This window comes from Burkholderia sp. lig30 (assembly GCF_000687455.2).
Classification (GTDB): Bacteria; Pseudomonadota; Gammaproteobacteria; order Burkholderiales; family Burkholderiaceae; genus Burkholderia.
Map to the genome: position 1 here is coordinate 1 of NZ_JGVW01000137.1, position 12,628 is coordinate 12,628.

General features: G+C 67.9%; 12 protein-coding genes. 6 read left to right on the top strand and 6 right to left on the bottom strand.

All coding sequences use genetic code 11. The features are described from left to right. Positions 1-113: 113 nt before the first annotated feature. On the top strand, positions 114-893 hold the full coding sequence (gene fabI, locus LIG30_RS24250; RefSeq protein ID WP_038716276.1) for an enoyl-ACP reductase FabI: 780 nt from the start codon (positions 114-116) through the stop codon (positions 891-893). Positions 894-1,084: 191 nt separating this feature from the next. Here the strand turns inward: fabI and bktB are convergent, their stop codons facing one another. Beyond that, positions 1,085-2,281 carry a beta-ketothiolase BktB gene (gene bktB / locus LIG30_RS24255; protein WP_038716278.1) on the bottom strand — a complete coding sequence of 399 codons (1,197 nt, stop codon included), beginning with the start codon at positions 2,279-2,281 and terminating at the stop codon, positions 1,085-1,087. A 393-nt stretch (positions 2,282-2,674) separates the two neighbouring features. On the opposite strand from bktB, the gene LIG30_RS24260 reads away from it, so the two are divergent. Both LIG30_RS24260 and LIG30_RS24265 read left to right on the top strand, forming a co-directional pair. Continuing rightward, on the top strand, positions 2,675-4,933 hold the full coding sequence (locus tag LIG30_RS24260) for an amylo-alpha-1,6-glucosidase (protein ID WP_038716279.1): 2,259 nt from the start codon (positions 2,675-2,677) through the stop codon (positions 4,931-4,933). Between the two features lie 82 nt (positions 4,934-5,015). Beyond that, positions 5,016-5,267, top strand: coding sequence for a hypothetical protein (locus tag LIG30_RS24265; RefSeq protein ID WP_038716280.1), 252 nt, complete (start codon positions 5,016-5,018; stop codon positions 5,265-5,267). A gap of 567 nt (positions 5,268-5,834) precedes the next feature. On the opposite strand, the gene LIG30_RS24270 is transcribed toward LIG30_RS24265, so the two are convergent. Further along, complete coding sequence (locus LIG30_RS24270; protein WP_235510393.1) at positions 5,835-6,950, bottom strand: TadG family pilus assembly protein; 1,116 nt, start codon at positions 6,948-6,950, stop codon at positions 5,835-5,837. Positions 6,951-7,068: 118 nt separating this feature from the next. Then, positions 7,069-7,491, bottom strand: a complete 423-nt coding sequence (locus LIG30_RS24275) for a TadE/TadG family type IV pilus assembly protein (RefSeq protein ID WP_038716281.1) — start codon at positions 7,489-7,491, stop codon at positions 7,069-7,071. A gap of 64 nt (positions 7,492-7,555) precedes the next feature. On the opposite strand from LIG30_RS24275, the gene LIG30_RS26710 reads away from it, so the two are divergent. Beyond that, positions 7,556-7,849, top strand: a complete 294-nt coding sequence (locus LIG30_RS26710) for a hypothetical protein (protein WP_152986221.1) — start codon at positions 7,556-7,558, stop codon at positions 7,847-7,849. Positions 7,850-8,242: 393 nt separating this feature from the next. Here LIG30_RS26710 and LIG30_RS24280 read toward each other — a convergent pair whose 3' ends face one another. The 3 genes from LIG30_RS24280 to LIG30_RS24290 all read right to left on the bottom strand — a co-directional run bounded on the left by LIG30_RS24280 (position 8,243) and on the right by LIG30_RS24290 (position 11,035). Next, the gene (locus LIG30_RS24280) at positions 8,243-8,446 is read right to left on the bottom strand and encodes a membrane protein (protein WP_038716283.1); all 204 of its coding nucleotides are present in this window, start codon (positions 8,444-8,446) and stop codon (positions 8,243-8,245) included. A gap of 562 nt (positions 8,447-9,008) precedes the next feature. Then, complete coding sequence (locus LIG30_RS24285) at positions 9,009-10,376, bottom strand: ATP-binding protein (protein WP_038716284.1); 1,368 nt, start codon at positions 10,374-10,376, stop codon at positions 9,009-9,011. Then, positions 10,373-11,035 (bottom strand): response regulator, encoded by a 663-nt coding sequence (locus LIG30_RS24290; RefSeq protein ID WP_038716285.1) that lies wholly within the window; start codon positions 11,033-11,035, stop codon positions 10,373-10,375. Before LIG30_RS24290 ends, LIG30_RS24285 begins: the two co-directional genes overlap by 4 nt. A 280-nt stretch (positions 11,036-11,315) precedes the next feature. On the opposite strand from LIG30_RS24290, the gene LIG30_RS24295 reads away from it, so the two are divergent. Continuing rightward, a complete protein-coding gene (locus LIG30_RS24295) occupies positions 11,316-11,672 on the top strand; it encodes a YgiW/YdeI family stress tolerance OB fold protein (RefSeq protein WP_038716288.1) in 357 nt (118 codons plus the stop codon). Positions 11,673-11,725: 53 nt separating this feature from the next. After that, positions 11,726-12,586, top strand: a complete 861-nt coding sequence (locus LIG30_RS24300) for a MurR/RpiR family transcriptional regulator (RefSeq protein WP_038716289.1) — start codon at positions 11,726-11,728, stop codon at positions 12,584-12,586. The last annotated feature ends 42 nt before the right edge of the window (positions 12,587-12,628 follow it).

Genomic DNA, 12,628 nt, shown 5'->3' on the forward strand with positions numbered 1-12,628 from the left:
CCCGCTCCCGCTCCCGCTCCCTCCCCGGCGCGGCGATGCGCGCACATGCGTGTCGAATGACTCTGGTATACAGGTGCGTGCCGTCTCTGGCGTGATCTGTCTGGGGAGCGTAAATGAACGAGATACCGAACCCGCCGCTCGCGGGCCGAAAAGTGCTGATCCTCGGCATTGCGAACGAGCATTCGATCGCCTACGGGTGCGCGCGTGCGTTTCGCGAGATGGGCGCCGAGCTGGCGGTCACCTACGGGCACGAAAAGTCGAAACCCTACGTCGAGCCGCTAGCCCGCGAACTCGGCGCCGCGTTGCTGATGCCGCTCGACGTGTCGAAGCCGGGCGAAATGGAGGCGCTGTTCGACGCGATTCGCGACACGTGGGGCCGGCTCGACGTGGCGGTCCACTCGATCGCATTTGCGCCGAAGACGGACCTGCAGGGCGGCCTGATCAACAGTTCCGCGGAAGGGTTCGCGACGGCGATGGACGTGTCGTGCCACTCGTTCATCCGGATGGCGCGGCTGGCGGCGCCGTTGATGGACCAGGGCGGGACGCTGTTCGCGATGAGCTATCTCGGCGCGTCGAAGGTGGTACCGAATTACGACCTGATGGGGCCGGTCAAGGCCGCGCTCGAGGCGGCGTGCCGGTATCTCGCGCATGAACTCGGCCCGCGCGGCATTCGCGTTCATCCGGTGTCGCCGGGGCCGCTCAAGACGCGCGCGGCATCGGGCCTCAAGGATTTCGATCTGCTGCTCAACGAAGCGGTCGAGCGCGCGCCGCTCGGCGAGCTGGTCGACATCATGGATGTCGGGTTCGCGTGCGCGTATCTGGCGACGCCCTATGCGCGGCGCATCACCGGCAACACGCTGTTCATCGATGGAGGCGTCAGCATCATGGGCTGACCCGGCGCGCGGCAAGCGCCGGACGTCCGGACCGGGCTTCAGGCGGGGGCGGATGTCGATCGCGGGCCGGAGGCCGCGCGCATCCGGCCGGGCCGAGGCGTGGCGGCGGGACTCGCGCCGTTGACGCGCACGCCGGGGAAACCGGGGCTCCGGTGTCCGCCGGCGGCGCGTTCCCGCCGCCGCCGATGCCGTCAGCGGGACGGCTGCAGGTTCTCGAACACGGCCGCGATGCCCTGGCCGCCGCCGATGCACATCGTCACGAGCGCGTAGCGGCCGCCGATGCGCTGCAGTTCGTACAGCGCCTTCACGGTGATGGCCGCGCCGGTCGCGCCGATCGGGTGGCCGAGCGAGATGCCGGAGCCGTTCGGGTTGACCTTCGCCGGATCGAGCCCCAGCTCCTGCGACACCGCGCACGCTTGCGCGGCGAACGCCTCGTTCGCCTCGATCACGTCCAGGTCCGCGACGCTCAGGCCCGCGCGTTCGAGTGCCTTGCGCGTGGCCGGCACCGGGCCGATACCCATGTAGGCCGGATCGACGCCCGCATGCGCGTACGCGACAAGGCGCGCGAGCGGCTTCATGCCGCGTTTCTCCGCGACGCTGCGCTCCATCAGCAGCACGGCTGCAGCCGCGTCGTTGATGCCCGACGCATTGCCCGCCGTGACCGTGCCGTTCTCCTTCGCGAACACCGGGCGCAGGCTCGAGAAATCCTCGACGCTGGCGTCATGGCGCACGTGCTCGTCGGTGTCGAACACGACTTCGCGGCCCTTGACCTTGCGCGTGATCGGCAGGATCTGATCCTTGAAGCGTCCTTCGGCAATCGCCCGGGTCGCGCGGCGATGCGATTCGAGGGCCAGCGCGTCCTGCTGCTCGCGCGTGATGCCGTACTTCTGCGCGACGTTTTCCGCGGTGACGCCCATCGGGATCGTCTGGAACGGATCGTTCAGCGCGCCGAGCATCATGTCGATCAGGCGCGAGTCGCCCATGCGCGCGCCGAAGCGCGCGTCGGACGTGATGTACGGCGCGCGGCTCATGTTTTCCGCGCCGCCGCCGATCGCGATGTCGGCGTCGCCCAGCAGGATCGTTTGCGCGGCGGAGACGATCGCCTGCAGGCCGGAGCCGCACAGGCGGTTCACGTTGAACGCCGGCGTGGCTTGCCCGATGCCGCCGTTGAGCGCGGCCACGCGTGCCAGATAGAAGTCCTTCGGTTCCGTCGCGATGACGTTGCCGAACACGACATGGCCGACCTGGTCGCCCGTCACGTCGGCGCGTGCCAGCACTTCCCGAACGACGAGCGAGCCGAGCTCGGTCGGCGGCAGATCCTTCAGGCTGCCGCCGAATTTCCCGATGGCGGTGCGCACACCGCTGACGACGACGACTTCTCTCTCCATGTGACTCTCCTTGGAAAACGTGTTGTAGTTTCGATTCGGCGCTCGCGATCGACGCGCGCAGCGAGCCGGTGCGCGCCGCGATGAGCGGGACTGCGACAGGTCGCGGAATCTATCGCGCATGCTACCGGTGGCGGAGATGAGATCGGATAACGAAACATGCCCTTTCATTGACAAAACCTGCCGCTTTGAAGCGTGCGTGCGGGCGCGGGCGCGACGCCGTTTTCGCGGGCGGGAATTGGCGGGTTCCGTCAATCGAACGGCCGATCCTGTCACTGCCGGAAGGGGCGCCGCTGGTTAAACTCGGGCGCGTCGTCGCGCGCGCGAAGCAATCTGGCCTATCCTGTGCGGAACGAGGCATGCCGTGCCTCATCACCACACCGGACAGGAGCCGCGATGCCCGACAGGCAACCCGACCATGCCATTCCATCCCCGGCGCCATCCCTGGCCGCCGAGCGCGCCGCGGTGCCGCCGGGCGCGCCGTTCATCGCGCCCGAGACCGACGCGCAAGCGCCGGTGCGCGGCAACCAGTACGTGTTGAAGGCGGGCGACGCGTTCGTCGTCACCGATGCGCTCGGCGACATCGGCGGGCGCGACGACGGTTTCTTCGTCGACGACATGCGCGTGCTGTCGCACTGGCGGCTGACGTTCGGCGGCCGCGCGCCGTCGCTGCTGTCGGGCGCGACGAGCGCCGACAACGCGTCGTTCACCGCGCACCTGACCAACCGGCCGCTGCCGCCGCTCGGCGGCCACGAGACGCCCGAAGGCGTGATCCACATCGAACGGATGCGCGTGCTCGCGGGCAACGTGCTGTACGAGGCGCTGACGCTGACGAACTATGGCGCGAGCGAAGCCGAAGTGCCGCTGTCGCTGTCGTTCGCGGCCGATTTCAAGGACATGTTCGAAGTGCGCGGCACGCGCCGCGATCGTCGCGGGCACGTCGCGCCGCCGTGCATCGAAGCGGGCGCGGTGCATTTGCGCTACGACGGCCTCGACGGCGTCGAGCGTTCGGTCGCGATCCGCTTTTCTCCGGCGCCGGACGCGCTGACGGTCGATCGCGCCGACTACACGCTGACGATCGCCGCGCAGGCCTGCGTGTCGATCTACCTGAGCGCCGAAGCGCAAGTCGGCGCGACGCGCACCGGCCGCGCGCGCGCGCGCGACCACTGCGCGGACGATCCGGCCGTGGCTGGTCGCGCCGCGCTGCGGATGGCGCTCGTCGGCGCGCACCGCGCGATGCGCGAGCGGCGCGTGGCGATGGCGCGCGTGCGCACCGGCAATCCGCTGTTCGACGCGTGGCTCGACCGCTCGCTCGCCGATCTCGGCCTGCTGACGACGCAGCTCGACACCGGGCCGTATCCGTATGCGGGCATTCCGTGGTTTTCGACGCCGTTCGGCCGCGACGCGATCATCACGTCGCTGCAGATGCTGTGGCTGCAGCCGTCGCTCGCGCGCGGCGTGCTGCGCTTTCTCGCCGCGCATCAGGCGCGCGAGACCTCGGCGTTTCGCGACGCCGAGCCCGGCAAGATCATGCATGAGTACCGCAAGAGCGAAATGGCGGCCACCGGCGAGGTGCCGTTCGCGCTGTACTACGGCGGCGTGGACACGACGCCGCTCTTTATCGTGCTCGCCGGCGCGTACGTCGAGCATACCGGGGACGATGCGTTGATCGACGAGCTGTGGCCCGCGCTCGAGCGCGCGGTGCAATGGGTGATCGACAAGTGCGACCGCAATCCGAACGGACTGCTCGATTACCAGCGCACGTCGGAGCGCGGGCTCGCGAACCAGGGCTGGAAGGACAGCCAGGACTCGGTGTTCCACGCGGACGGCCGCTTTCCCGACGGGCCGATCGCGCTCGTCGAAGTGCAGGCGTATGCGTGCGCGGCGTTCGAGGCGATGGCGCTGTTCTCGACGCGGCGCGGCCATGCGGCGGACGCGACGCGCTACGCGCTGCGGGCGAAGGCGCTGCGCGAGCAGGTCGAGGCGTTGTTCTGGATGCCGGAGGCCGATTTCTACGGCATCGCGCTCGACGGCCACGGCGAGCTGTGCCGGGTGCTCGCGTCGAATGCCGGCCATCTGCTCGCGTTCGGCCTGCCGGAGCCGGCACGCGGCAAGGCGGTCGCCGGCGTGCTCGGTTCGACGTTGTTCCAGACCGGCTGGGGCGTGCGCACGCTCGCGGCCGGCCAGCCGCGCTTCAACCCGATGGCGTATCACAACGGCTCGGTATGGCCGCACGACAATGCGCTCGCCGCGCGCGGGCTGGCCCGCTATGGCGACAAGGCGGCCGCGCTGAATCTGCTGCGCGCGCTGTTCGAGGCCGCGGTGAGCTTCGAGATGCGGCTGCCGGAACTGTTCTGCGGCTTTCCGCGCCGGCGCGGCGAGCCGCCGACCGCGTATCCGGTCGCGTGCCTGCCGCAGGCGTGGGCGGCGGGCGCGCCGTTCATGATGCTGCAGGCGTGCCTCGGCGTGAGCGTCGACGCGTCGCGTCACGAGGTGCGGATCGAGCGGCCCGCGCTGCCCGAGGGCGTCGACTGGTTGCGGATCGACGGGCTGCGGGTGGGCGACGACACCGTGTCGCTGACGTTCCGCCGCGTCGACGGGCAGGTGGTGGCCGCGGCCGAGCCGGGGCGCGTGAACGTGGTGGCGGTGCTGTAATGTTGCGCGACGTCGCGCCATGAATGCGCGAGGCGGCTTAGAATCGTGCCATGACCCTTTTGAATATCTGTGGAGGCACACAATGACGACCGACAAGCAGCCCGACGATCGCGAAGAGAAGCTCGAGCATCTCGAGGCCGCAGTCAATCACGTGCATGAGTCGATCGAGTCGCGCAGCATCGCGGCCGGTGCGGCGAAAGGCATTCTGTTCAGCCTGATCGAAACGCTCGGCGCGCTGATCGGCGATCCCGATCTGCCCGAGCATGCGCGCTCCGGCTACGAGGCGCTGCGCGACAAGGCGAACGACCTGCGCAACGCGCTCGAGAAGCACTAAGCCTGCACGCGGCGGGACGCCCGTTCCGCCGCGCATGCGCATCGCTGGCTGCCTTTGCCTGCCCATTTGCGAACGCACACGACAAAGTGGCGTACGTTCAATGAGTTAGCCGTGCGATGCGCAGGATATCCACACGCTTGCCAACACAATCTGTGGAAAACACGCGCTGCCCTGGCGCAGCCTCGTTTCGCACAGCCGGATACGTGCCGATACGCGTTCCGCTGCCACACGAACGATGGCATATCGAATTTCCATTCATATCAATGCGTTACCTGCTGGATGCGCAGGTTATCCACAGGCTTGCCAACAAAATCTGTGGAAAAGGGGCGCGCTATTGCTTCGCCTCGATTGGCAATGCGTGCGTGTCGCGCAGGCCATGGCGGGGCACTGCCCGCGATGCGCATGCCGGCAGGAAATGCCGTGCGATCAATGGCTTAGGCGACGGGTGCCCAGGATATCCACATCCTTGCCAACACAATCTGTGGAAAACGCGACTGGCCGGTTGCCGTCATCCGGTGCGCTTCGGATCGTCCGGCGCGGCCGCTGCGCGCCGGAACGATCCGCGAGCTATTGAGCGAGACGGGCCGGCGTGAGCGCCCCGTAGTAGGGGCCGGCGCCGCTGCTCCCGGCGGCCTGGCATTTGTCGGGGTTGTTGACCATCTCCATCTGGATGTATTTCCCGCTGCCGCCGACCGCAAAGTCGATATGCACGCACGCGAATGCGAGGATCCGCTGATAGGAACCCGTCGTGAGATCCTGGACGACCGGCACGAGCACATATTCGCAAGCCTTGGTGCCGGCCGCGCTGCAACTGTTGACGGAGGGCTGGTTGCCGTTCGCGTAGAGCGTGTTCTTGGTGCCGGGCTGGATATAGGTGCAGGTCTGGTCCGGGGTCGAGCACACGCCGGGCGGCGATCCGACGGCGGCCGGATTGGGATTGCCATTGGTGATCAGATTGCGCACGGTCGGCACATCGTTGGCAGTGGTGTCGAAGGTCGTCCACTGGCTCGCCTCGCAAGGGCCGGCATGGTACGACGACGTCACCCAGAATACATACGGCTGGCCGACCGTCTGACTGGGCTGGCCCGGGCCGGGCGGCGTCGTGGATGTCGCGACCTTGGGTTTTCCGTTCGTCGAATCCCAATACTGGTCGTACATGCATTTCGACATCGCGACCGGGAAAAGCGTGGCGTCGCCAACACTCCCGGGATCGGAGATGACCGCCACGGCGGTGGCGCTCACCGGTACGGTACTGATGCCGAAGATCTTCGCGAGGAACACCGGCACGCCGCCGCCATTCTTCGCGCCGGACCGGGTGACGGTGACGCGCACGGCCGGCATGCCGACAGCCGGCGAAGGCGGGACCGTCGCCTGCAGGCCCGGCACGCTGCCGGTGACGTCCCAATAGCCATACGACACGTCGGTCGTATATCCGGTGAGCGTCACGTTGCTCGACTGGTTCAGCGACACGCCCTGCACGGTCTGCTGTTGAGCCGTTCCCCAGTCCGGCGCCTTGGCCGTCTGGTTGCCGCATTGCGCGCGCGGATACAGGCATGGCACGCCGGCCAGCGCGGCTGCGTCGGCCGCGTTCTGCAGCTCGTTGCGCACGATGTAGAGATAACCGAGGTCGATCGCGACGGCGGCGACGCCGAGCAGCATCGTCAGCGCGACGGCGACCGTCACCGCCACCGCGCCTTTCTGAGCCCGGAGGCGCTTCGATCCGGGGCCGGCGCATGTCGGCCGGCGACGAGCGTGCGGCGGCCACGCATGGCCGGAGTGAGCGTGTTCCACGAGCGCCTCCTTATTCGTTGTTCATGACCGTGGTGGCGGTCAGCGTCATCGGCCCGGTGATCGGATTGATCATCGCGGCCAGCGCCAGCCCCGTGTACCTGTACGAGACCGTCACCGTGAGCGGCTGGCCAAAGGTGCCGCCCTGGCCGGACGGCACGGTGACGGTGGGCGTGGCCGAAGTCCCCAGGCTGATCAGGTAGTTCTGGCAGTAATTGAGCGCGACGTTCTGAATATCCGTCACGGTCGGCTTGGGCGTTTTCAGGACCACGCCCGCTCGCGCGGCTTCGCGGCTCGCGTTCGTGATGACGGCCTTGTCGTACATGAGCAGGCCGAATTCGACGATGCCGAACAGGATCAGCAGCAGCAACGGCAGCAAGATCGCAAACTCGACGGCTGCGACGCCGCGCTGTTTTTTCCAGTGTTTCCGGTTCATGTTTCGTTTCCCCCCCAGTGAGAACGGTTGTCCGCTGCGCCAAGACCAGAGTCGTTGATTCGTTATGCAGATCATTTTGATGCCGCCGCATCCGGAGTTCGACGCGCTTCGCCGTCATCGCGTTGCGAAGCGGCGCGTGCATGGCGGCGAACCGGCGACATGCGCCATCGAGCGTGATGCTATCCCGGCCTACGCATGCGCTCGGGCCTTTTACGAGCAATACGCGTGCCATCGGTCGCGCGACATTGATAGGCAAGCCTGTTTATTTTTGTTGGCGAGAAGAAAGAATCGGGCGATGCGAAGAACGTTTCGGATCTGGAACGCGAACGGCCGATTCATTGTCGCGCATGCAATGTGATGTGATGACGGGGCAGATGGCGCGACGCTGCCCGCGTCCTGCATGCCGGCAGGAAATGCCGTGCGATCAATGGGTTAGGTGATGGGTGCCCAAGATATCCACATCCTTGCCAACAAAATCTGTGGATAAGTGGGTGGCGCGGATCGGTGCGTCCGGCGCCGAAGGCGGGCGGCGGCGCGTCGCGCCGTATGGGCGCGACGCGTGCCTAAATCGTGACCACGGAGAAAAATCCTTTCGGATCAGGCATTTGGGTGCGGTATGCGCAAGCTGTCCACATCCTTGCCAACACAATCTGTGGAAAACTCGCACGGCCATGCGCGGCCCGGCGTGCGACGCAATTCGGGCGCCGAGGTGCCGGGGCGGCGTGGCGCATGGCTGGATTGCGCGATCGGCTCAGCGGCTGTGGTCGTCGACCGCCGGCCATCGCGCGAACGCGAACACCCACAGCATGATGAAGTTCAGCACCGGAACGGCCATCGTGAGCACCCACCAGCCCGAGTGGCCGGTGCGCCGGACGATGCGGATATACGGATAGATGCAGGCGGCCAGAATGGCGAGCATGATCAGCAATCGCGCGGTGGAGTAGTGGTGTTCCATGGTCTTCCTCGGAGAAGTGAGTTGTCGTTGTGTTGCGAGGCTCGGGAACGGCCCGGCGCGAGGCGCGGCGTTCAGCATGCGCGTCGCTCGGCCGCGTGCGGGCGCAACCGTGATCTTCACTCGCCGTCGTCGGGAGCGTCAAGGCGGGGGAAGGGGCGATGCGGGCGGCGCGCGTTGCGCCAGATCGTACGCCGGACGGGCCGGCCGGCTCGCGTGGCATCGGCCGGCGCGCCGCTTGGGCGCGCGAGGCGTGCCGAAACGCTGATGCGCCGCACGAATCGTTGCGCGATCAAGGGGTTAGCATGCGCGTGCTCAGGATATCCACAAGCTTGCCAACAAAAACTGTGGGTAAGTGCCGCGGCGTGCCGCCGGCGGCCTGGCCGGCCGGCGACGCACACGCGATCGCGCGATCGCCGCGCAACCCGCCAGGACGGGGGAGGGCTCGCGCCGAACCTGCACCATCGGCGTCAATACCTTCCGGATCAAGGGCTTACGTGTGCGATACGCAGGATATCCACAAGCTTGCCAACAAAATCTGTGGACAAGCGTGCGGCCGCGCCGGTCAGGCCGGCGCGCGGAAGCGCACCGTCACGATGAGGCCGCGCCCGCCGGGATGCGTGCCGAGCGTCACCGTGGCGCGATGCTGCTCGGCGATCCGCTTGACGATCGACAGGCCGAGACCGCTGCCGGACGAGGTCGATTGCGCGTCCGCGCCGCGATAGAACCGCTCCCAGACGTCCGCGCGTTCCGCCTCCGGGATGCCGGGGCCGTTGTCCGACACCTCGAGCACCGGCGCGCCGTCTTCGACGCGCGCGATCGCGTCGATCCGTGCGCCTTCGCCCGCATAGCGGATCGCGTTGTCGACGAGGTTGTTCAGCAGCACGCGCAGCGTGTCGGCGTTGCCTGGCACGACGACCGGCGCTTCGCCGACCGCGCCGAGATCGACATGGTGCGCATCCGCGACGCGCGCGCGGTCCCCGACCACCGAGCGGCACAGCGCGGCGAGGTCGACCGGCGCGAACGCGGCCACGCGCTCGTCCGGCTCGAGCCGCGCGAGCGTCAGCAATTGCTCGGCCAGGTGCCCCAGCCGCGTCGTGCCGGTGTGGATCTGCGCGAGGATGCGATCCCGCTCGTCGGGCGTCGCGGCGCGCCGCAGCAGTTGCGACTGGATCGACAGCCCCATGATCGGCGTGCGCAGCTCGTGCGCCGCATCGGCGATGAAATGGCGCTGCAGCGTAAATGAGCGGTCGAGCCGGACGAGCAGGTCGTTGATGGCCTCGGCGAGCGGCCGCACTTCATTCGGTATCGACGCGACGTCGACCGGCTCGAGATTGTTCGCGTTGCGGCGCGTGAGGCCTTCGGCGATCCCGCGCAGCGGCCGCAGCCCGTAGCCGATGCCGAACCAGAGCCCGAGCGCGAGCACCGGCAGCATCGAGAACACCGGCCACAGCAGGTGCACCGCGATGCCCGCGATCGCTTCCCAGCGCGCACGGCGCGCCTGCGCGAGACGGATCGTGGTGCCGCCGCGCTCGGTCACGTAGGTGCGCCACGGCTGGCCGTCGACGTCGACCGTCGCGATGCCGCCGTGTGCCGGCGGTGGCAGTGGCGAATCGCTGTCGGTCGAATAGACGAGCGTGCCGTTGCGCCACACCTGCAGCAGCACCGCGTCAGGATCGTCGGCCTTGAAGCCGTGCTCGCCGCCGGCGCGGTTGCGGAACGACAGCGCGCCGTCCGGACCGACCTGGATCTGCTTCGACATGCTGCGCATCTGGTCGTCGAGCAGGTCGTCCAGCTCGCGCAGCGCGCCCCAGTAGGTGCCCGCGCTCGCGAGCAGGCTGATCACGCACGCGGCGGGCATCAGCCACAGCAGCAGGCGGCGGCGCAGCGACACGCCGCGCCAGCGCGTGACCGCGCGTTGCAGGCCGGTCATGCCGGTTCCCCGATCCGGTAGCCGACGCCGCGCACGGTGCGGATCGTGTCATGCCCGAGCTTCTTGCGCAGATTGTGGATATGGACCTGCACCGCGTTGCTTTCGACTTCCTCGCCCCAGCTGTAAAGACGCTCCTCGAACTGCTCGCGGGAAATCACCGCGCCCGGTTCGCGCATCAGTTCGTGCAGCAACACGAATTCCTTCGGCGACAGCGTTACTTCGTCGTCGTTGAGCCAGACCTGGTGCTTGACGGGATCGAGCCGCAGCGCGCCGATGAGGAGCGTGGTTTGCGCGCGGCCCGCGTGGCGGCGGTTCACTGCGCGGATGCGCGCGAGCAGTTCCTCGAGCGCGAACGGCTTCACGAGGTAGTCGTCCGCGCCGCTGTCGAGGCCGGCGATCCGGTCGGACAGGCCGTCGCGCGCGGTGATGACGATCGCCGGCAGGTTCTCGTCGCGGCGGCGCAGCGCCGCGAGCACCGACAGGCCATCGCGGTTCGGCAGGCCCAGATCGAGCAGCAGCAGCCCGTAGCCGGTCGTGCGCAGCGCGAGCGTCGCCGCGTCGCCGTCCTTGACCCAGTCGACCGCAAAGCCCTCCTGTTTCAGCCCCTGTTCGAGACCGCTGCCGATCAGCGGATCGTCCTCGACGAGCAGTACGCGCATAGTTTCGTGTTTCTCCGATAGGGCCGGGCGGCCGGTCATCATGCTGCCTATGATAAGCGCGCCAGCCTTAGGCGCGGATTAAGGGGCGGCGGCGGACTCGCGCGCCCGGCAGTCTCGCCGGCTCGCCGTGCGCCGGGCCTTCATTCGTATCGCCGGCGCGTGTCGCCGCCCGGCCGGTGTCGCGTTCGCGCCGTCTTCAGTCGCGCTTAAGCTTTCATTTAGTAAGATTCGGGTTCGCGCTCGTGGGGAGCGCGATGTCATCTCAACGAGGAACCACACCATGAAACAACTGGCCCGAATCCTGGCCATCGCGCTCGCGGCGCTGCCGGCGATGGCCGCGCACGCGCAGTACACCGGGCCGTCGACGCTGACGGCGACGACGGTGAAGCAACTGCTCGCCAACGGCAAGGACGATCAGCATGTCGTGCTGCAAGGACGCCTCGTCAAGCACGTCGGCGGCGAGGATTACGAGTTCGCCGACGCCACCGGCACGATTCGCGTCGAGATCGACGAGAAGCTCTGGGCCGGCATGCCGGCGGTCAACGACAAACACGAAGTGAAACTCACCGGCGAATTCGAGAAGAAATGGTCGGGCGCCGTCAAGGTCGACGCAGAGCGGATCGAGGTGTTGCGCTGATCGGCGCGCGGGGCCGGTGATACCATGGGCAACCGGTTCCCGCGATCACCCAGATGGCCGCCACTTTCGATGAACTCGCGTCCGAGATCCGGGCGCAATTTTCCCAACTGAGCCCGCAATTCCAGGCGGGCGCGGCATTCGTGCTCGACCATCCCGACGAAGTTGCCGTCTCGTCGATGCGCAAGGTCGCGCAGCGCGCGCAGGTGCAGCCCGCGTCGCTCGTGCGGCTCGCGCAGCAATTCGGCTTTCCCGGCTGGAACGAGTTGCGCGACCTGTGCGTCGCGCGCGTGCGCACGCGGCCGCAGCCGTTGACGCAGCGTGCGCGCTCGCTCGTCAGGCCCGGCGCGAAGGCGTCGCTCGCGCACGACCTGCTTGTCGCTCAGCAGCACAATCTCGCGGCGACCGACGCGCAGAATGCGCAAGCGCTCGCCGATGCCGCGAAGCTGATCCGCAAGGCGTCACACCTTCATGTCGCCGGGTTCCGCTCGTGCTATCCGGTCGCGTTCGGCCTGGTCTACGGCTACCGGCTGTTCCGGCCGACGGTGTCGCTGCTGACGGGCGTGGCCGGCTCGCTGGAAATGGAACTGCGCACGATCGCGAAACAGAGCGCGACCGTGATCGTCAGCTTCGCGCCATATTCGGCCGAGGCCACGCGCGTCGCGCAGGCGGCGAAAGCGCAGGGCAGCAGGATCGTCGCGATCACCGACAGCGCGGTGTCGCCGATCGCGCTGCATGCGGATGCGCAGTTGATCTTCACGCACGAAAGCCCGTCGTTCTTTCCGTCACTCATTGCGGCGCACGCATTGACCGAAGCGCTTGTCGCGCAACTGCTCGCGCTCGAAGGCGGCGACGCGATCGCCGCGCTTGAGCGCGCGGAAGCCGAGCTGCACGCGAAGGGCGCCTACGTGATCTGACGCGCGCAGGCCCCTCGCGCCGTTCGCGTGCAGCTCGGCTTC